The following is a 19,457-nucleotide window of genomic DNA, read 5'->3' as shown; positions in this document are numbered from 1 at the left end:
CGGTTGACATCGGGTCATGCGGCCTTCGGTGCCTCGCGTTCTGCAAGGCTCCGCCGCGTTCAGTTCAGTGGGTCATGGTCGCTTCCTGCTCGTCGCGCCCTGATGCAGTTTCCCGTCGGCGGGTTACTGGAACCAGTGCTCACGTGCCTTCATGATCAACGCCTTGGCGGCGTCCTCTTCCATTCCCGTCATTTCGACCAGCTCGTCCACGGCTAGCTCGGCGAGCTCGTCGCGGGTGTGAACTTCATGCTGCGCCAGTTTCGCGAGCAGGTCCGGGTCGATACCGTCCAGACTCTTGAGGTCCAGCGCGGCGCTTTCCACCTTCTCCTCGTTCGCGATCGCCTGCGTGAGCAGCGCATCGCGAGCGCGGTTGCGCAGCTCGTGCACGGTGTCCTCGTCGAACGCCTCGATTTCCAGCATTTCGTTGAGCGGCACGTAGGCGATCTCTTCGAGGCTCGTGAAGCCTTCGTCGATCAGGATGTCGGCGACTTCCTCATCCACGTCGAGACGCGCCATGAACAGGTCGCGCAGCACCGTGCGCTCCTGATTCTGCTTTTGCGCAGATTCGTCCGGCGTCATGATATTGATTTGCCAGCCGGTCAGTTCACTGGCGAGACGCACGTTCTGGCCGCTACGGCCGATCGCGACTGCGAGTTCACTCTCGTCGACCACGACGTCCATCGAGTGCTTTTCCTCGTCGACGACGATCGACTGCACGGCAGCCGGCGCGAGCGCGCCGATCACGAACTGGGCGGGATCTTCCGACCATAGCACGATGTCGACGTTTTCGCCACCGAGCTCGTTGCGCACGGCCTGCACGCGCGAACCGCGGATGCCGACGCAGGTCCCGATCGGATCGATGCGCTTGTCATAAGCCACCACGCCGATCTTGGCGCGTACACCCGGATCGCGCGCCGCCGCCTTGATCTCGAGGAGGCCCTGTTCGATTTCAGGCACTTCCATCTCGAACAGCTTCATCAGGAACTCGGGCGCCGTGCGCGAGAGTTCGATCTGCGGGCCGCGCGCGGTGCGGTCGACCTTGCCGATCCAGGCGCGCACGCGGTCGCCCACGCGCAGGTTTTCCTTCGGAATCAGCTGGTCGCGACGCAGCAGCGCTTCCACACGACCGGATTCGACGATGAAGTTGCCCTTGTCCATGCGCTTGACCGTACCGGTCATGATGCTTTCGCCGCGCTCGAGGAAGTCGTTCAGGATCTGTTCGCGCTCGGCGTCGCGCACCTTCTGCAGGATGACCTGCTTGGCGGCCTGTGCGCCGATACGGCCGAACTCGACCGAAGCTACCGGCTGCTCGACGAAGCCGTCGATCTGCGCTTCCGGGTCTTGCTCGCGCGCTTCGAACAGCAGGATTTCCTGGTCCGGCTCCTGCAAGCCCGCCTCGTCCGGCACGACGCGCCAGCGGCGGAACGTTTCGTGTTCGCCGCTTTCGCGATCGATATGCACGCGGATATCCGCATCCTCGTCGAAGAGTTTCTTGGAGGCCGACGCAAGCGCCGCTTCAAGGGCGGCGAACACCACGTCCTTGTCGACATTCTTCTCGCGTGCCAGCGCATCCACCAGCATCAACACTTCGCGACTCATTGTTTGCGGCTCCTAAAGTCAACTTTGGGGACAAGGCGTGCTTTGTCGATGTCCGCGAGCGTGAAATCGAGCATCGCAGGACCCGCCTTCCCTTCGAATTCCAGACCGATGGATTCGCCTTCGGGAGCATGCACGATGCCCCGGTACGATTTCCGTCCGTCTAATGGCTTTTTCAACGTGATTACCGCTTCGCAGCCTGCGAAGCGTTCGAAGTCCGCCAGTTTTTTCAGCGGACGGTCGAGACCCGGCGACGAAACCTCGAGTCGCTCGTAGTCGATGTTCTCGACCGTCAGAACGTGCTGCAGCTGACGCGTGACCTTCTCGCAGTCCTCGATCGCGATCCCCGCGGGCTGATCGATGAAGATGGTCAGCATGCCGCGCCCGGTGCGCTCGAGGTCGACCAGCTCGTAACCGAGCCCGGTGACCGTGGTTTCAATCAGTTCCGTCAGTTGCACAATGCCCACTCCAGATGTTCTGCGCAGCGGGCCAGCAACTTCCTTCGCTCTAGTTCTTGCTTCGCTAGGGATTCGCGGGCCGCGCGCCAGGTGAGCGCGCGCGCTTCTCACCTACCTGCCCCACGATGACGAACGACCTGGCGCGTTGGTGACTTTAGACGCCCCCAAATTGACAATGCCGAACGTGAAACGTCGGCATTTTGGTAACCAGTTTGGGGCGAACCAAAAAAAAATGGGCGAAACGCCCATCTTCTCACTTAGCCAGGTGGTCGCACCTGGGGCGCAAATAACAGCCGCACGCCCAGCGACTTTGTGATTCTAGCCTTTTTTACACATTAACGCAAATCACAGGTCAAGCCGGTGCGGCCTTTTACCGTTATTTATGGGCTCGCAAGGGGATTTTCCGGTGTTTTGCGCGCTAACCACGCGTATCGCCGCCGTTGCGTGGCCGCGACGCCCGCCGCATGGCGCGGCCGGGCGTCGCGCCTCGCGGGTCAATGCCCGCGAGTGCGGTTGCGAGGCGTGCCACGCTGGCCGCCACGGCTGTTGCCGCCCGCGCGGTCGCCACTGGAGTTGGCATTGCCGGCGTTGCCGGGACCGCTGCGGCGATTCCCGTTGGCATTGCCGCCCGCACGCTTGCCCTGCGCGCCCGGCGCACGGTTGCCGTCGACTTCGCGGCCGCCTGCACGGTTGCCGCCACGGCCGCCGAAACCGGAGCCCGCGCCGAAATTGCCGTGACCGGCGCCCGCGCCGCCGCCGAAACCGCCCGTCGCGCCGCGCCGTCCCTGGCCCTGACGCGGCTGACCCATCGCACCGTGCGAGCTCAGCACCGGCTCGCGGTTGATGAAGCCCATCGACGTCTGCATCGGATCGGGCTGGCGACGCTCCTGCTCCTTGCCGCCACGACCGCCCTTCTCTTCGCTCGGCGCCTTCAGGCCGACCGCTGCCATCAGCGCGCGCACCTCGTTGTCTTCGAGCTCTTCCCAGCGGCCGCGCTTGAGGCCCTTGGGCAGCGCGATCGGGCCGTGGCGCGTGCGGATCAGGCGGCTCACCATCAGGCCTGCCGCCTCGAACATACGGCGCACTTCGCGGTTACGCCCTTCGGCCAGCGCGACGTGATACCAGTGATTCGTGCCTTCGCCGCCGCCGTCGCGGATGCGCAGGAAACTCGCGGGGCCGTCCTCGAGCTCGACGCCCTTGAGTAACTTCTGGCGGTTACCCTCGGTCAGCTCGCCCACGACGCGCACGGCATATTCGCGCTCCACGCTGTAGCGCGGGTGCATGAAACGGTTGGCCAGGTCCCCCGAGGTGGTCAGCATCAGCAGACCTTCGGTGTTGAAGTCAAGACGGCCGACAGCCAGCCACTTCGCCGTTTTCATCGACGGCAGGCGGTCGAACACCGACGGGCGGCCTTCCGGATCGGCGTGGCTCACGATTTCGCCGGTCGGCTTGTGATAGATCAGCACGCGCGGCGGCTTGTTCTGCAGCTTGCGCTTGATGGGCTTGCCATTGATGCGGACCTGGTCGGTCGGCAGAATGCGCTGGCCAATGTGCGCGGGCTCGCCGTTCACCGAGACGCGCCCGGCGATGATCAGCTCTTCCATGTCGCGGCGCGAGCCCATGCCCGCATCCGCCAGCACCTTGTGGAGCTTGGGCGCGTCGTCGTCCGGGCTCAGCACGCGCTTGGGCTGCTGGGCACGGCCGCGGCGCAGCATCGGTGCGTGCACGCCCGAACTGGCGCCGTTGTCGGCGTCGAACGCCGGCGACGTCACATAGAGGAACAGGTCGTCCTGCGTGGACTCGCCCGCGGCGGCGGCTGCCGGCTGGCCTTCGCCTCGACCCTGGCCCTGACCTTGGCCCTTCTGGCGTTTGCCCGCGCCTTGCTGGCGCTCGCCCTGCTGGCGTTCGCCTCGACGCTCACCCTGAGCGGCGGCGCCCGTGTTCTGGCGGCGGGCCGGCTTCTTCGCGCCTGCGTCCTTGCGCGGTGCGCGCCCGGCGGGAGCGCGCTCAGCCGCCGCTTCCGGCGCGGCAGCAGGCGCTTCGGAAGCGTCGGCGCCTTCAGCAGACTTTGTCTTCGCGCCCGCGCGGCGGCGCGCGATCAGGCTGCGCGGCCCGCGGCGCAGGCCGCGGCGTGGGCGCTCTTCGCCCTCGCCGCCCTGTGCTTCGCCTTCGACCTGCGTAGCACGCGTGTCGTCGTCGCGCGCGGAGGACGCGCGGCGCGCGGATTCGGGCGCGTCGGTCGAATCGGTGTCGTGGATATCAGTCAAAACAACCTCAAATGTCAGGTTGCGCGCCCGCTTGCGGGGCGCGTCAAAAATGCTTGTTGCTTCAGATGCCGCGTCGTGCGGCTTCGTCGTCCGTCGTAGAGACGGGGTCGTCCTGCGCCGCGTCGCGGCGGTCTTCGTGTTCTTCTTCGCCCGCCGCATCTGCTGCGTGCGCGGCATCCTGCGCGTGAGTCTCCGGGGCTAGCCCGTGCTGCGCGAGGCTTGTTTCGTCAGGTACCGCTTCGCCCTCGGCTACCGGCGTCAGCGCATCTTCCGCGCCCGCTGCTTCGGTGGCCGCCTCGGGCTGGCCTTCCGCGACGAGCTGCGCCGCGGCGCTATCGGGAAACTCGATCGCATGCTGCGCAAGCAGTTGCTCCCCGAACTGGCTCGACGGATCGTCGAGCGGCGGCAATTCGTCGAGCGACTTCAGTCCGAGATCGTCGAGAAACTCCCGTGTCGTTGCATAGAGCGCCGGGCGGCCCGGCACGTCACGATGACCGATGACTTCGATCCAGTTACGGTCCTCGAGCTGTTTGACGACCTGCGTGTTGACCGTGACGCCACGAATTTCCTCGATGTCGCCGCGCGTGACCGGCTGCCGGTACGCGATGATCGCGAGCGTTTCGAGGACCGCGCGCGAATAGCGCGGCGGCTTTTCGGGGTGCAACCGGTCAAGGTACGTCCGCATGGCCGGCTTGCTCTGAAAGCGCCAGCCCGACGCGAGCCCCACCAGCTCGACGCCGCGCCCGGACCATTCCTGCCGCAGGTCTTCGAGCAGGTTGCGGACCGTGTCGGCCGAAATGTCGTCGGCAAACAGTTTGCGCAGTTCGCCGATCTTCAACGGCTCCTGCGTGCAGATCAATGCAGTCTCGAGGACGATCTTCGCCTCTTGGGTATTCATGCAGCCAGGTCAGACCCTAAGTAAGGTAAATCAGGTTCAAGGAACCGGATCAGACAGACGAAAGACGATATGGAACTGGAGACGCGCTCGCCCGATTCTGATCGGTCATATTGATGGGAGCACGCACCGGGGGCCGAAATTCAGGCAAGAGCCAGACCCAGCCGGAGGGAGCCGCGAAATTCCCGCAGGGAATCGCTTGACTGAGCGCCATATTACGCAAAAACGCTGGGTGCGTAAAGACGCCATTCCGCATGAGGCGCCTCATTTTAATCCGGGCCCCGCCATCGCTTTATGTGCGCTCGCGCCCCGCGGCCGCATGGCGCGGCGCATGCCGGCCGTACGCACGCCCAGTGCCGGCTCAATACGCTCGCACCGCCTCCAGATAGCGCGCGAGTCGCTCGACGCCTGCATCGAGCCGCGCCGGATCGCACGCATAGCACCAGCGCACGAAGCCTTCCCCTTGCGGTCCGAACGCGCTGCCCGGCGCGAGCCCGAGGCCCGCGTCGCGCACCAGCGCCTTGCATAGCTCGAGGCTATTCTGCGCGCCGGCCAGCCGGAAAAAGAGGTACATCGCGCCGTGTGGCACCTTCACGTCGACGCCGGGCAGTTTCGCCAGCGCCGCGGCGAGGTGGTCGCGCGAAGCGCGCAGATCGGCCACCAGCGCCCGCGTGAACGGCTCTCCGTGCTCGACAGCCGCAATGCCGGCCTGCTGCACGAACGAGGGCGCGCACGAGGTGTTGTACTCGACCAGCTTGCTGAGATCGTCGGTCAAGGTGCACGGCACGACGATCCAGCCGAGCCGCCAGCCGGTCATGAGCCAGGCCTTCGAAAACGAATTGACGCAGATCAGCCGCTCTTCGCGCGACGCCATGTCGAGGAACGAGGGCGCGGTGCGCTCACTCGCGTCGCCGTAGTGAAGGCGCTCGTAGACCTCGTCGGCGACGATCCAGATGCCGAGGCGCCGGCAATGCTCGAGCACCGCGCGCTGCTGGTCGCGCGTCATCACCCAGCCGGTCGGATTGTTCGGCGAATTGATCATGAGCAGGCGCGTATCGGGCGTGAGCGCCGCCAGCAGCCGGTCGAGATCGAGCGTCCAGCCGTGCTCGCCGTAGCTGAGCGAGACCGTCTCGACCGTGGCGCCGAGGATCTTCGGGATTTCGACGAGGTTCGGCCACAGCGGGGTCACCGCCACCACCCGGTCGCCCGCGCCGACGACGAGCTGCGCCGCGAGCATCAGCGCGTTAACGCCGGCGCTCGTGACCGCAAGGTTGTCCACCGACGTCGCGCCGTGCAGTTCGCTCACGTAGCGCGCGAGCGATTCGCGCAGCGGCGCGATGCCGAGGTTGTGCGTATAGAACGTGTCGCCGCGCCCCAGCGCCTCGGCGGCCGCCTCGCGGATGAACGGCGGCGTCACGCGGTCCGACTCGCCGAACCAGAACGGCAGCACGTCGGGAACGCCGAACCCGGCGTTCGCCACTTCGCGGATCTGCGACGAGCGCAACGCACGCACTGCTTCACGCGGCAGGGAGATGGAGGACGACGGTTCGAAATCGCTCATCGGGGTTCCGGGTGGCACAGAATGTGGGAAAACATGCAGTGTAGCGCGCGGCCCCGCGCGATGAGGACCACGCCTGCAAGCGTCAGCGCCGCGGCGTCAACGTTGCGCCTCGGGCTGGCCGGCAAGTTGACGGATCAGCGACCAGACGGCTTCGGCGGCAGGCGAAAGCGAGCGGTCGCGCCGCCGCACGAGCTCGACGGTGCGCTCCGCGCGCGGCACGAGCGGCCGCGCAAGCAGGGGCGCGCCCGCCGGCACCGGCAGCGCGAGCCAGGGCAACACGCTGATGCCCACGCCCGCCTCGACGAGGCCGAAGACCGTGGCCGGATGACCCAGCTCCTGCACCACGCGTGCGCGCACGCCCTGCTCGCTCATCACGGCGTCGATGAGCGGGCGGCTGCCCGAGGCGTAGTCCAGCATCACCAGACGCTCGCCGTCCAGCTCCTTCCAGGGGACTTCCTGGCTCAGCGCGAGCGCGTGATCGCCGCGCACCACCACGCAGAACGAGTCCGTGGTCAGGCATTCCGTTTCGAGATCCTCAGCGGCAAAGGGTCCGATGATGACACCGAAGTCCACCTCGCCCGAGCGGATCTTGCGGACGACGTCGCTCTGCACGTCGTCGCGCAATCCAAGCGTAATGTAGGGAAACTGCCGCCCGCACGCGGCAACGACCTGAGGCATCAAGCGGCACGCGACCGTCGGACTGGCCGCCACGACGACGCGGCCACGCCGCTGCTCGCCGATCTCGCGAATCTCGCGCAAGGCATCGTCGAGATCGTTGAGCAGGCGCGGAATGCTCGCGATCAGGTTCGCGCCCACATCGGTGAGCTGCACCTCGCGCGTGGTCCGGTCGACGAGCTTCACGCCAATCTCGGCTTCGAGTTCGCGCACGCAGCGGCTCACCGCAGACTGCGTGAGCCCGATTTCGTCCCCTGCCCGGCTAAAACTCTGCAGCCGGGCGACCTCGATGAACACCCGCAACTGCCGCAGCGTCACATTCATCCACTCGCCTCATGAATTGTCCGTTTTCATGCAATTCTATGCCGGACACCCACTGTTACGGGCAGATGACCCTCACTGCCCATTGTTCGCCGCAATGCAGCAATACGGCGCAAACGCACGTCGGACGGGCTTGCCTGCACAAGATTGGTGATTCTCCCGATTTTCTCGATAGGTGTTTTCGAGTCTTATACGCCCCTGGCAATCTCCCGCGCGGGCTTGGCGCCACGCGGCTTCAAGACGAGAACGTACGTGCTGGCACGGTTTTCGCATTAAGGCACGCACAGGTTCGATGGACGTACCGGAAACATTGAGTCCGGGACGATCCAGCCGGGCCCGCCTGGTACTCCGGCATCCGGCCGGGAGTACATGAAGAGTGCGCAGCGCGGGGCAGCGCACCGGAGATAGCTTCGCTGAGGTGAAACATGATGCTGTTCGACGATTTGAGAGACAACGAATGGGCGCTGGTCGAGGCGTTGTTCTGTGCCGAACCGGCACGGAGCGAACGGCGCGGACGGCCTCGCGTCGAAGCGCGTGCTGTGGTCAACGCGGTGCTCTGGGTGCTTTCGACGGGTGAGGGCTGGTCCAAGCTGCCGGGGCGCTACCCGTCGCCGCCGACTTGCCGCCGTCGTTTCGACGAGTGGCAGGCAGACGGGACGCTTGCAGAGATCGTCAAGCGGCTTAGCACGAGCGGGCGTGAAATTTCGCTGCGCGGCCGTATCGGCGCCACGGCGACCAAGCCGCCGGCGCCGCCCAGCCGTGATCGCCTGCGCGGCGCGTTCTGGACCAATCCGGAATCGTGGCGCGCGCCGGTCAAGATGGCCTGAGCCACGCTTCACTTACTTTTCCGCCGGGCGCCTCGTGCGCCCGGCGTGTTTTTCTCTGACCCCTTCCGCACTTCGCGGTCAGTGCAGACTGCTTTCCGGTCATGCACTAATAGCGCCGCCCCTCTCCAGCCGATGCAGGCTGCAGCGACATCGCTGCGTCCGCAACCAGGCGACCGGCACCGCGATACATCTCTTTACCAATATTTACAGCGCGCTTTCGCGGCCGACGTTAGCTTAGGAGCATGTCCACTAACGTCAAGAAACCGGATTGACGGGAACCTCCATGAAATCCATGAACCTGCACCTTCGGGGCATCATGGTTTCGCTGTCCGCCCTCGCCCTCTTCGCGCCAACGGCCTCGTTCGTTTCGTTCAGCGCCGCGGCCCAGCCGCCGCATGCCTCCGCACCGACATGGTCGATATCACGCACCGGCGCGCGCGCAATGCCGCCCGTAGCGCCTGGCCCGAACGCGGGCAAGCCGCCCGTGCCGCGCGGCGACTTGCGCGGCGACATTGCGGACAATGCCCGCCGCAGCGCGACGCAGAAGCAGGAACCGACGCAGCGCCGGTAAGCCGGCGAGCGAAACACCATCGAGGGGACGGCCGGAACCGATGAAAGCGCCGCGATTCCAGGCGCCGGCAAGACCGCCCGGCACGTCGCGGCTCAGCATATACCCTGCCCCGGGGAACCACCGCGCTTCATGTGCGGTCTACCCTTACGCCATCAAGCACAGCGTGGCAGCAGTAATTCCGGTAAGCCCGTATCTTTCGATGCGGGCTTTTTTTTGGCGGGACAAAGAGGATTCAGCGCTACTGGCTGGCTTCGAGGCCGGATTGGGGCACGCGCTCCGCGACGTAGTCGGCCACGCGATGCGCGCTCCACTGCACCGTGCGCTCGTCGCGTGCGAGCCGGGCGAATTCGGCGCGGCCGCGATCGGTCAGCACCGCGATATCGACCGGCGCATGGAAACCCGGCGCCGGCGCAACCGTGCGCTGCCGGACGATGTCCATCATGCCGAGATCGCGCAAATACTGGAACACTTCAGGACGACGCGCCCACGGGACCTGCCGATACTGCACCCGCCTCAGCGCTTCGAGTACTGCTTCGTTGGAATACGTGGTCATCTCACTTCTTTCTTAAAATGCAGTCCTGCGATCATTGAGCCTCGCGCGGGCCGGCTGCGGCGCAATGCGGACCTGAGAACGGCGCGGACTGTGCCCTGGCGGGCCCACGCGCCCCATCCGTGCGCTGTGCAGCGGCAGGGACTGCAGGTTATCCGGGCCCCCGTGAAAGCAGCATCACTGCTTCCCGCACGGCCAACGCCGCGCCACGCTCGCGGCGCGGAGGTCGGTCAGACGCGCATTTTCCCGAAAACAATACGTTACCTCATCCAAATTGATTCTATTCGTTTTGTTTGTGCTATTTGTTGCGCTCGGCCTGCTGTGGCGCAGCGCGCGCTGGCGGGTCGCAGCCTGCGCGGCCGGGGTCTTCTGGCTGCTCGCGGCCGGCTGGCTCACCGGGGTGCTGCTCGATATCGCCCAGCCGGAGTTGTATCGCACTCCCTACGATCAGGCGAAAATCGGCCCGGCGCGCTTCGGTGCGCGCACCGCCATCATCATGCTGGGCGGCGGCACCGAATCTCGCCACGGCCAACTGTTCCCCGCGAGCGACGTCTACGCACGCATTGCCCTTGCCGCCGAACTGTACGCGCAGTGCGCGCGCGCGGGCGGCATGTGCCGCGTGATCGTGAGTGGCGGCAACCCTGAGCACCATGCGAGCGCCGAGGCCGACAACTACGCGCCCTACTTGCTGCGCGCCGGCGTACCGAGCGCCGATCTCGTGCTCGAGAACCAGAGCCTTACGACGTATCAGAACGCGCGCAACGTCGCACCCATCGTCCGGGCCGGCAACGACGAAACGCTCCTGCTCGTGACGTCCTCGTACCAGATGCGCCGCGCGATGCTCGATTTCCGGCGCTTCGACATGAACCCGCTGCCTGCGGTTTCCAGCGTGCGCCGCGTCGAGCGCGGCCTGCTCCCGCGCATCGCGAATCTCAAGTCCGCCGAAACGGCGCTCCACGAATCAATTGGGGTTGCGCAGTTTTATGTGTATCGGATGATCGGCTGGTTCTAGTATGACCGTTAAGCGGCGCCAGATGTAACGAGATGTAACTCCCGTGCGAACGGCTTACACGATGTCATCTGGCGCGAGTATTTGATCGTTAGAATGGCATGTCCATCCTGCTTGGACAGGTAACGGCTGGGTCCATAAACCGCTCCTTCGGAGGTAGAGATGAAAAAAGTGTCCCTCGCAGTCCTGATTTCACTTTCCGCACTAGCGGGCGCTGCGCATGCGCAGTCGGATAACGGCATCACGATGAGCACCGACCCGGCCAAGGCCGACGACGTCCTGCAACGCGCGCAGGCGCTGCAGCAGCAACAGGAAGCCGCGCCCGCGCCGGCGCCCATGATGCATCACAAGTCGGGGCATCCGCATCACAAGAAGGCCCCCGCCCAGTAAGAACGGGCGAGGCCTGGCCACGTGCTGCCCTGCTCACGCAGGCAGCGCCTTCCCTGGAATGAAGCCGATGCCGGTCTAGCCGCCATCGGCTTTTTTATTCGCCACGCCGCTGCGTGTGTGGCCTCGCGCGCGGATCGCCACCGCGCCGGTGCGCCGGTGCGCCGGCGCGGTATGCTAAAGTCGCGCACCTCGAAAACGCCCCGCTCGGCTAGATGCGGTCGGCATAGACCCAACCTTTTGTGCGCGCCACGCGCGGAGATACGCAATGAGCAACATCCAGCTCGACATCGAATGGACCGAAGCGGCCTCACGCAAGATCGAAAAGCTGATGCCGCGCGGCGGCAACCAGGACGCGTATCTCGCGCTGCCCCCCATCGAATGCCTGCCGATGGAGGGCGACGTGCTGTTTCTCGGCCCGGCTGGCAAACAGCAGCCGTTCATCGTGGCGGAGCGTCAATACCATCACGAGGGCGATGCGGACTGGACCATCATCCTGATTCTCGACGTGCCCGACACGGCGCACTGACCGGCAAACCGTGCCGCCAGCAGGCGGCATGCGAGGCACTCGCACCTGACGCGCGCGCCCTCTCGCGGCTTCGCCTCCCCCCCGCCTGTCATGGCATGCCTCACCGCGCTCGCGCAGTCAATGTGGCGGCGCTTCGCCGATTATCAGCGCAGCACCGAGATCATCGAGCAGGTCAATTTCGGCGCGCTCTCGCACACCATCCTGCGCGGCGCGCGCGTACTCACGGGTGGCGGAACGCTCGAAGCGGCCGCCGAGGCAATTTTTGGCGACAACGGCAGCCACGCCCAGCGCGTATTCACCGCGGATGAACACGGCGAGCAGCACGAGCCTTCGATTGCCGTGCCCGGCGTCGGGCCGCCCGCGCGCCTCGCACCTTTCTATCCCGACACCGACAGCAACTGGTCGCGCCGCGAGTATTTCCGGCGTGCGCTCGCCGAGCCCGGGCCGCGCGTGCGCCCGTGGCGCGTGCCGGGTTAAGCCGCCGCGCCGTCCTCGTCGCTATTCGGAGACGCGCCGACGTCCCGCCTTCAGCTCACCGGTGCGCGCCTTGCTGTCGAGCCGGCGCACCTTCGAGGCACGTGTGGGGCGCGTCGCCACGCGCGCCTTGCGCGTCACGCTCACGCGGTCGACCAGCTCCTCGAGGCGCGCAAGCGCAGCCACGCGATTCTGTTCCTGGGTGCGGTATTCCTGCGACTTGATCACGACGACGCCCTCGCTCGTAATCCGCCGGTCGGCGAGCGCGAGCAGGCGCATCTTGAGCACCTCGGGCAACGACGAGGCGCGGATGTCGAAGCGCAGATGAATCGCGCTCGATACCTTGTTCACGTTCTGGCCGCCCGCGCCCTGTGCGCGAACGGCGACGAGTTCGATTTCCTGCAACGGGATGGGCGCGCGTGCGGTCATGGGCGAATAGAAAAAGGCAGGCCGCATCGGGCCGGACACGCGGCAGTGTCGCATAGCGCGGCTGAATCGGCACAGGTATGACACAGGCGTGACACCTCCTGGCGTAAGCGGCAGGCCGATCCGCCGCGGGCATGCGAAATGCCGCCCCGCTGCGCAGCCAGTTTGCCGCCGCGGGGCGCATGAACCATACTTGCGACATTCCCTTGGGCGAACCCTCAGGAGCACGCACCCCATGAAGCTGCGTCCCGCATTCGTTGCCGAACTGGCGGTCAACCTGCTGCTTCCCTGGGTCGCCTACCGTCTCGCCGAGCCGCACTGGGGCGAAGTCGGCGGCCTCATTGCCTCGGCCGCGCCGCCGCTTGCCTGGAGCATCGTCGAACTGGTGCGCTTTCGGCGCGTGGATGCGCTCTCCGCCGTCATTCTGCTGGGCATCGTGCTCTCGCTTGTCGCCGTGGCGTTCGGCGGCAGCCCGCGCGTGCTGTTGATGCGCGAAAGCCTCGCCTCCGGCGCGATCGGCGTCGCGTTCCTGATCTCGCTTCTCGCGAAGCGCCCGCTCGTGTTCTATCTCACGCGCGCGACGGTCGCGCGCGAGACTCGCGAGGGCGTCGCGCGGCTCGAACAGCTCTGGAAGGAGAACGCGAGCTTCGCGGCAGCGATGCGGCTCCTCACGTTCATCTGGGGCTTCGGGCTTTGTCTCGATTCCGCGCTGCGCACTTATCTGGCCGCCACCTGGCCGATCGAGCGCTTTCTCGTCGTCTCGCCGATCATCGGTTATGGCGTGTTCGGCTGCCTGATGGCCTGGACCTTCTGGTATCGCACGCGCATGCGGCGCATTCACGGCACGCACGGCCTGCTCGGCGACGCGGCCGCGGCAACGAACGCGAGCACGCTCAGCGTGGACTGAGGCGCCGGCGCCGGCTTCCGCCCGGTCCGGCACGCACCGGCGGTCAGATCGCGCCCGAAATACGATAGACTCAGCGCCACACTCCGCGGCGGACCGTCCGCTCTCGAACTTCCCCGGCAGTCGATGCGCTACTCCGTAGAAATCAGGAAATTCCTCTATAGCCAGTACTTTTACGGCGGCCTGCGCATCGCGATCGGCATCTCGCTTCCGGCTGTCCTGTGCCTGTTCGTCTTTCACAAGAGCGAGCTGGGCTTCACCATCTCGACCGGCGCGCTCGGCGCCTGCGTGGTCGACATGCCGGGACCGCTCAAGTACAAGCGCAACGAAATGCTCGCGTGCAGCGTGATCGGGTTTCTCTCCGCTTACGCGACCGGCCTCGCCACCTTCAGTCCCATCGCGCTATGGGCCACCGTGGTGCCGCTCACCTTCGTGCTCTCGCTGATCGTGGTCTACGGCAACCGCTGGCCGCAGATCAGCTTCGCCACCCTCTTCATGATGGTGATGACGCTCGAGGAGCATTTCACGCCGCACCTCGCCCTCGTCAATGCGCTGTGGATTCTGCTGGGCGGCCTCTGGTACACGGCGTGGTCGACCTTGATCAGCCAGCTCATGCTCGATCGCATCGAGCAGCAGGCGCTCGCCGAAAGCGTGTTCGCCTGCGCCGACTATCTGCTCGCGCGCGCCCAGTTCTTCGACCTCGACAATGATCTCGACGAGTGCTATCGCAACCTCGTCGCGAAGCAGATCGCCGCCGTCGAGCGCCAGGACGCGGCGCGCGACATCGTGCTGCGCAACCTGCCCAAGCTCAGAGCCGGCAAGATCGATGCGCGGCGCGCGATGCACTTCAACCTGTTCATCAACACGGTCGATCTGCATGAGCTGTTCGTGGGCGCGCACACCGACTACCCGCTCGTGCGCAACACCTTCGGCGGTTCCGACCTGCTCGTGTTCTACCGCGACCTGATCCGCAAGGCCGCCGCCGATCTCGAAGACATCGGCCTCGCGGTGCTGCAAAACGAGGCGCCGCGCGCGAGCGTGAACGTGAAGGCCGAGTTGCGCGCCATCGAATACGAGCTCGAGCAGCTGAAAAAACGCGACCTGGCCGCGACCGACCCGGAGGCCTATGCGGCGATCTCGGCATCGTTCCGGCGTATCTGGAGCGCGACACGCCTGATCGACCGCATGCGCCGCAACCTCGCGAGCGAAGTGCCGACGACCGAGACCGAGCTGCGCATCGACGAAGCGCTCACACGCTTCGTGACGAACCGCCGCGTGTCCTGGCTGCAGATCTTCTCGAATCTCACGATGGCCTCGCCGAGCTTTCGCCACGCGCTGCGCGTGACGATCGCCGTGGCGGTGGGCTTCTGGCTCGGGCGGCTTCTGCCGCTCACCAACGCTTACTGGATCGTGATGACGAGCATCATCATCCTGAAGCCGGGCTACTCGCTCACGCGCCAGCGCAACGCGCAGCGTATCGTCGGCACGCTGATCGGCTGTATCGCCAGCATTGCGTTGATCCTGCTCGTGAAGCAGCCGCTCGTGCTGCTCGTCTCGATGTTCGCGGCGATGGTGATGAGCTACAGCCTGCTGCTCTTCAACTACACGGCGAGCGTGGTGTTCACGTCGGCCTACGTGCTCCTGATGTTCCATCTGCTCGCGCCGGGCAGCATGCGCATCATCGGCGAGCGCGCGATCGACACGGTGGTGGGCTGCATGATCGCCATCGCCGCGAGCCATCTGTTCCCGTACTGGGAATACCGCCTGATGGGCAAGCTCGTGCACGACATGATCGCCGCGACGCGCAGCTATCTCGAGGCGAGCTGGTGGTGGAGCGGGCGCACGAGCGCGCCGCAGCCGGCGTTCGCGGGAGCCGCGGTGAGCGAGGCCGGCGCACGCGTGGCAGCCCGTGCAGCGCCCACGGCGGCGCTCGCAGCCGATGCGGGCAGCGCGGCTAATCCGCTGCCCGGCAGCGTGAGCGCCATGGCGAGCGCTTCGGCGAACGCGGCGAGCGTCGCCGACGAATCCGTCGCCGCCACCACCGCAACCCTCGACGACTCGCCCACAGCGGGCGCTCCCGGCTCGCCCGTGTCGGCCGTGGGCGCGAAAGCCACCGCCCAAACCGCGCAGTCCACGGCGGGCGCAGCCGCCGCAGCGCCGTCGCTCGCGCGCGACTTCCGCTACCGGCTCGCGCGCAAGAACGTTCACGTCGCGTTCGCGAATCTCGGCCAGGCGTTCCAGCGCATGATGCTCGAACCGAAGGCCGCGCAGAAGTTCGTGCCCGAACTCAACGATCTGCTCGTGCGCAGCCACGTGCTCGCCTCGCAGATCACCGCCACCGCTCCGCTCCTGCGCAGCACGGCGCGGCCCGACCAGCCGGAAGTCAAGCTCGACGCGCTCGAGAGCGCGCTTTCGTGCGTGCGCGAGAATCTCGTCGCCGCCGAAGCTGGCACGGCTGCGCCCGTCGATCAGGGCGACATCACGAAGCAGCTCACGCGCGAACTCGATGCGATGGTGGTGGAAGCCGAGCGCGCGCTCGGCGCCGCCGCGGAACTGCCGCAGGAACTCAGGCTGCTCGCACACCAGTGCAAGCAGATGATCACGGCGTCCTGGCTGATTCGCCGGGACGCGAGCATTATCCGGCTACCGGAGGAATAAGAAGGACGCGGCCCGGCGCGTCACTGCGTGGAGCCGCTGGCTTGCGAGGCGGCCGTGCTCGCCGACGCATGCGCCGCGCTGGCGCCCACGGTCTCGTCGTACTCGCGCTTGCTTTTCAGCGCGTTGAACAGCACGGTGCCGATCACGAACAGCACCACCACGACGATGAGCACGGCAACGCCAACGGTGGGGTTTTTCTTGCGCGGTTCGTTCATCAGTCGTGCCCAGCCTCGAATTGGATGACAGGAACGGGCATTCTACGCCGCCATGCCTTGCAGACGGCTTGCGCCGCGGGCCGCCCGGTACCGCGCTACGTGCCGCTGCGCACGGGCAGCGCCGTCGAATATTTGAGCTGCTCCATCGCGAAGCTCGAACTGACGTCGAACAGCGGCACGGCGCGAATGAGCTGCTTGTAGACGCGGTCGAAGTCGTCGATATCGGAGACCACGATGCGCAGCAGGTAGTCGGTCTCGCCGCTCATGCGATACGCCTCGACGATCTCGGGAATCTCCTGCACGGCGCGCGTGAAGGTCTGCGCCCAAGCCTCGGTGTGCTGGTTCGTGCGCACGGCGACGAACACCGTTGTCCCCACGCCGAGCTTGCGCGGATCGCACAGCGCGACCTGCGCGCGGATCACGCCCGTTTCCTTCAGGCGCTGCACGCGTTTCCAGCACGGGGTTTGCGAAAGATTGACGCGCTGCGCCAATTCCGCGACCGGCATGGTCGCGTCCTGCTGCAGCAGCTCAACCAGCTTTCTGTCGATGAGATCCATTTCCGCACTTGCCAAGCGTAGAAATTTATTCTACACGATGGGCAAACGGGAAAAAAATAGGAAAACTCTTTCCAGGCGCGAACGGCTATAAATCTTCTTGTAGAAACCGCGAGAAGAACACGCCATGAACGCCCCTGCCGAACTCGCCCTGCTGAGCGCCTTCCACACCGCGGAGCAGCACGCCGCCGCCGTCGCGCGCTTCACCGCCGCACTCGACGGCGCCTTCGATGCCTGCGCGACGCCCGGCGACCCGTCGCGCTGCGCACGCTTCGCGCGCGGCATGCGCACGGCGCTCACGCTTGCGCTCGCCGACCCGGCGCTCGTCACGCATGCGCAGCGCGAAGGCAGCGCCGACACGTACCGGCGTCATGTCATCGCGGCCGACAGCCTGGGCCGCTACACGGTCGCGGCGCTGGTCTGGCAGGCGGGCCACGCAAGCCCGATCCATGCGCATCACACCTGGTGCGGTTACGCCGTGCTCGACGGTACGCTGACCGAAACGCTCTACGCGTGGGACGACGCCCGCCTGGGCGCCGACGTGGTTCGCTCGCATCCGCGCGCGAGCGGCGCGGTATCGTTCGGCGGACGCGGCCGCACCGGCATTCACCGGCTTTCGAACGGCGGCGACGCGCAGGCCGTCTCGCTGCATGTTTACGGCGTCGCCGCCGAGGACATTGGCACACAGGTCAACGACGTGCTGCCGCTCGTGCGCAAGACGGCGCTCGTGTCTTAACGCGACCGCCCCATATCCAACGAAGGCGTCATAGCGCGCTGCTGTGCGCCCTCGTTGACCGGCGCCGCATCGCGCCGGGCCGCTTCGAGAATGCGCTGACGCGATTGCTCCGGGTTCAGCAGCACGAGACCGAGCGCGCCGCTCGCGAGCAGCAGCGCTCCCACCACGTTGAAACCGTGCTCGTAGCCGAGCGCCGGGTTGCCATGACTGGCCTGCACGATGCCGCCCATCAGCGCCGGCGCAATCAAGCCGGCGAGCGTGCCGATCGAGCTGTTGATGCCGAGCAGCGCGCCGCGCTGCCTGACCGACACGATATCGCTGATCATCAGCGGTCCGAACGAAAACACGAGCTGGCTGAGCGCACCGCCGATCGCGAGACAGGCCACCTTGAGCGCGGGACTTAGCCCGCTCGACGTCGCGAGGAACAGCACGCCGCCGAGTATGGCAAAGCCGCTCACCATCACACCGCGGGCGAGACGCGAGCTGACGCCCTTGCGGATGAGCCGCTGCGAGACCCACGCGAGGAGCAGCGTGACCGGAATGAACGAGCCGACGATGGCTGAAAAGAGCCAGCCTGTCACGATGGGGGCGTAGCCCAATCCCAGCCGCAGATAAACCGGGAACCAGGTGAACGCGAGCGAAATGACCGCGTACTCCACGAAGTAGATGAAGAGCACGCCGATGAACGTGCGGTTGAGCAGCAGGTGACGATAGGCGATCGTTTCCCCCGCGCCGTCATGCGCCACGCCCGGCGCATGGCTTGCCGCGCCCACCGGTCCGTCGCGACCGATCGCGAGCCACAGCGCCGTCCACACGAGCCCGACGATCCCGAGCGCAAAGAACGCCATGTGCCAGTCGTAGCGCACGATGAGGTACGAAAGAATCGGCCCCGCGAGCATGAGGCCCGCGCTCGCGCCCTGCTGCACGATAGTGTTCGGCACATTGCGGTGTGCATTGTCGAACCACTTGTAGCAGGCGTGCTGCGCGAGTGGAAACGCGGGGCCCTCGCCAGCGCCGAGCAGCACGCGCGAGGCGATCAGCAAGGGCAAGGTCACGCTTGCAGCCACGAGCGGAAACTGGACCGCGCTCCACACCAGGGCCAGCAGCGCGAGCAGCCATTTGCTCTGCACCCGGTTCGCGACGAAGCCAAAGCCGATGCCCGAGAGCGAGAACAGCAGGAAAAAGCTGCTGCCGACCAACCCAAACTCGCGCGGGCTGAGATTCAGGTCGCGCATCATCGGCACGGCAGCGAGGCCGAACACGGCTTTGTCGGCGAAATTGATCACCATGAACAGGAACAGCATGGCGACGATCAGCCACGCGCGTATCGATCCGCCTGATGCCTTTGCATCCATTGTCGTCTCCGTGTCGTTTTGTTTTCGTCCGGCGTCTGTACTTTCGCCAGCGCCATTGCTTCAGTCGGACATCGCCGCTTCGAGCGTTGCGAGCGCCGCGTTCGCATCCGCGATCAGCGTGGCCATTTGCGCCGCGACCGTCGTCGGTGCATCGATGGCAAAGACGCTCTGCCCCGCCGCCTCGTAGATGAGATCCGCGCGGTCGTATTCGTGCATCGCGCTGAAGTCGCCGCCCGTGAGCGCCTGCTGCTGCGGCATGGGCAGCGGCACCGGCGCGTCGCTCGCCTGCCACGCGTCGATCCATGCGCTGCGCACGACGCGGCACGGCTTGCCGCTATGGGCGCGCGTGACGAGCGTGTCGCCACTGTCCGCCTCGATGAGACGTTGCAGCAGCGCCGGCGACGTATGGTTCTCCTTCGCCGCGAGCCAGAGCGTCCCCAGCCACGCCCCTTGTGCGCCCATCGCGAGCGAGGCGGCAACCTGCGCCCC

20 protein-coding genes and 1 pseudogene are annotated in these 19,457 nt (G+C 66.2%); 9 read left to right on the top strand and 12 right to left on the bottom strand.

Going from position 1 to position 19,457, the window contains the following annotated elements; translation table 11 throughout:
* Positions 1-123: 123 nt before the first annotated feature.
* The 6 genes from nusA to M3I56_RS17715 form a co-directional block, all read right to left on the bottom strand.
* Positions 124-1,599 (bottom strand): transcription termination factor NusA, encoded by a 1,476-nt coding sequence (gene nusA / locus M3I56_RS17740; RefSeq protein ID WP_254355101.1) that lies wholly within the window; start codon positions 1,597-1,599, stop codon positions 124-126.
* Positions 1,596-2,054 (bottom strand): ribosome maturation factor RimP, encoded by a 459-nt coding sequence (rimP, locus tag M3I56_RS17735; RefSeq protein WP_028204813.1) that lies wholly within the window; start codon positions 2,052-2,054, stop codon positions 1,596-1,598. The genes nusA and rimP overlap by 4 nt, the downstream gene beginning before the upstream one ends.
* Before the next feature lie 494 nt (positions 2,055-2,548).
* Positions 2,549-4,321 (bottom strand): 23S rRNA pseudouridine(2605) synthase RluB, encoded by a 1,773-nt coding sequence (gene rluB, locus M3I56_RS17730; protein WP_254355100.1) that lies wholly within the window; start codon positions 4,319-4,321, stop codon positions 2,549-2,551.
* A 61-nt stretch (positions 4,322-4,382) separates the two neighbouring features.
* A complete protein-coding gene (gene scpB, locus M3I56_RS17725) occupies positions 4,383-5,219 on the bottom strand; it encodes an SMC-Scp complex subunit ScpB (RefSeq protein WP_309249165.1) in 837 nt (278 codons plus the stop codon).
* Between the two features lie 358 nt (positions 5,220-5,577).
* Positions 5,578-6,777 (bottom strand): pyridoxal phosphate-dependent aminotransferase, encoded by a 1,200-nt coding sequence (locus M3I56_RS17720; RefSeq protein ID WP_254355099.1) that lies wholly within the window; start codon positions 6,775-6,777, stop codon positions 5,578-5,580.
* 96 nt (positions 6,778-6,873) lie between these two features.
* On the bottom strand, positions 6,874-7,776 hold the full coding sequence (locus M3I56_RS17715; RefSeq protein ID WP_028204809.1) for a LysR family transcriptional regulator: 903 nt from the start codon (positions 7,774-7,776) through the stop codon (positions 6,874-6,876).
* A gap of 425 nt (positions 7,777-8,201) precedes the next feature.
* On the opposite strand from M3I56_RS17715, the pseudogene M3I56_RS17710 reads away from it, so the two are divergent.
* Together M3I56_RS17710 and M3I56_RS17705 are read left to right on the top strand one after the other, a co-directional pair.
* Positions 8,202-8,597 (top strand): annotated as a pseudogene (locus tag M3I56_RS17710) (transposase); the annotation flags it as partial.
* 286 nt (positions 8,598-8,883) lie between these two features.
* Complete coding sequence (locus M3I56_RS17705) at positions 8,884-9,171, top strand: hypothetical protein (protein ID WP_254355098.1); 288 nt, start codon at positions 8,884-8,886, stop codon at positions 9,169-9,171.
* A gap of 238 nt (positions 9,172-9,409) precedes the next feature.
* Here M3I56_RS17705 and M3I56_RS17700 read toward each other — a convergent pair whose 3' ends face one another.
* Positions 9,410-9,724, bottom strand: a complete 315-nt coding sequence (locus M3I56_RS17700; RefSeq protein WP_069267881.1) for a hypothetical protein — start codon at positions 9,722-9,724, stop codon at positions 9,410-9,412.
* Between the two features lie 286 nt (positions 9,725-10,010).
* Between M3I56_RS17700 and M3I56_RS17695 the strand changes: the two genes are divergently transcribed.
* From M3I56_RS17695 to M3I56_RS17680, 4 genes are all read left to right on the top strand, one after another.
* The gene (locus M3I56_RS17695) at positions 10,011-10,733 is read left to right on the top strand and encodes a YdcF family protein (protein ID WP_254355097.1); all 723 of its coding nucleotides are present in this window, start codon (positions 10,011-10,013) and stop codon (positions 10,731-10,733) included.
* Positions 10,734-10,892: 159 nt separating this feature from the next.
* Complete coding sequence (locus M3I56_RS17690; protein ID WP_028204804.1) at positions 10,893-11,120, top strand: hypothetical protein; 228 nt, start codon at positions 10,893-10,895, stop codon at positions 11,118-11,120.
* Between the two features lie 265 nt (positions 11,121-11,385).
* Positions 11,386-11,646 carry a DNA-binding protein gene (locus M3I56_RS17685; protein ID WP_133184189.1) on the top strand — a complete coding sequence of 87 codons (261 nt, stop codon included), beginning with the start codon at positions 11,386-11,388 and terminating at the stop codon, positions 11,644-11,646.
* Positions 11,647-11,736: 90 nt separating this feature from the next.
* Complete coding sequence (locus M3I56_RS17680) at positions 11,737-12,123, top strand: hypothetical protein (RefSeq protein WP_254355096.1); 387 nt, start codon at positions 11,737-11,739, stop codon at positions 12,121-12,123.
* Positions 12,124-12,144: 21 nt separating this feature from the next.
* Here M3I56_RS17680 and arfB read toward each other — a convergent pair whose 3' ends face one another.
* The gene (gene arfB, locus M3I56_RS17675; RefSeq protein ID WP_254355184.1) at positions 12,145-12,549 is read right to left on the bottom strand and encodes an alternative ribosome rescue aminoacyl-tRNA hydrolase ArfB; all 405 of its coding nucleotides are present in this window, start codon (positions 12,547-12,549) and stop codon (positions 12,145-12,147) included.
* A gap of 232 nt (positions 12,550-12,781) precedes the next feature.
* Between arfB and M3I56_RS17670 the strand changes: the two genes are divergently transcribed.
* Entirely contained in the window at positions 12,782-13,453 is a 672-nt protein-coding gene (locus tag M3I56_RS17670) for a VC0807 family protein (RefSeq protein ID WP_254355095.1), read from the top strand.
* A 123-nt stretch (positions 13,454-13,576) separates the two neighbouring features.
* A complete protein-coding gene (locus M3I56_RS17665) occupies positions 13,577-16,108 on the top strand; it encodes an FUSC family membrane protein (RefSeq protein WP_254355094.1) in 2,532 nt (843 codons plus the stop codon).
* A 20-nt stretch (positions 16,109-16,128) separates the two neighbouring features.
* Here M3I56_RS17665 and M3I56_RS17660 read toward each other — a convergent pair whose 3' ends face one another.
* The gene (locus M3I56_RS17660; RefSeq protein WP_254355093.1) at positions 16,129-16,323 is read right to left on the bottom strand and encodes a hypothetical protein; all 195 of its coding nucleotides are present in this window, start codon (positions 16,321-16,323) and stop codon (positions 16,129-16,131) included.
* Between the two features lie 95 nt (positions 16,324-16,418).
* Positions 16,419-16,880 carry an Lrp/AsnC family transcriptional regulator gene (locus tag M3I56_RS17655; protein WP_028204798.1) on the bottom strand — a complete coding sequence of 154 codons (462 nt, stop codon included), beginning with the start codon at positions 16,878-16,880 and terminating at the stop codon, positions 16,419-16,421.
* A 124-nt stretch (positions 16,881-17,004) separates the two neighbouring features.
* On the opposite strand from M3I56_RS17655, the gene M3I56_RS17650 reads away from it, so the two are divergent.
* Complete coding sequence (locus M3I56_RS17650; protein ID WP_254355092.1) at positions 17,005-17,613, top strand: cysteine dioxygenase family protein; 609 nt, start codon at positions 17,005-17,007, stop codon at positions 17,611-17,613.
* On the opposite strand, the gene M3I56_RS17645 is transcribed toward M3I56_RS17650, so the two are convergent.
* Both M3I56_RS17645 and M3I56_RS17640 read right to left on the bottom strand, forming a co-directional pair.
* Entirely contained in the window at positions 17,610-18,968 is a 1,359-nt protein-coding gene (locus tag M3I56_RS17645; protein ID WP_254355091.1) for an MFS transporter, read from the bottom strand. The genes M3I56_RS17650 and M3I56_RS17645 overlap by 4 nt on opposite strands.
* A gap of 60 nt (positions 18,969-19,028) precedes the next feature.
* The coding region (locus M3I56_RS17640) for a nitronate monooxygenase (RefSeq protein ID WP_254355090.1) at positions 19,029-19,457 on the bottom strand (429 nt) is incomplete at its 5' end.

Origin of the sequence: Paraburkholderia sp. CNPSo 3281 (assembly GCF_024206515.1) — a bacterium.
Lineage (GTDB): Bacteria > Pseudomonadota > Gammaproteobacteria > Burkholderiales > Burkholderiaceae > Paraburkholderia > Paraburkholderia nodosa.
The sequence above is the reverse complement of the archived record's forward strand: the minus strand, read 5'-3'. Positions and strand labels throughout refer to the sequence as shown.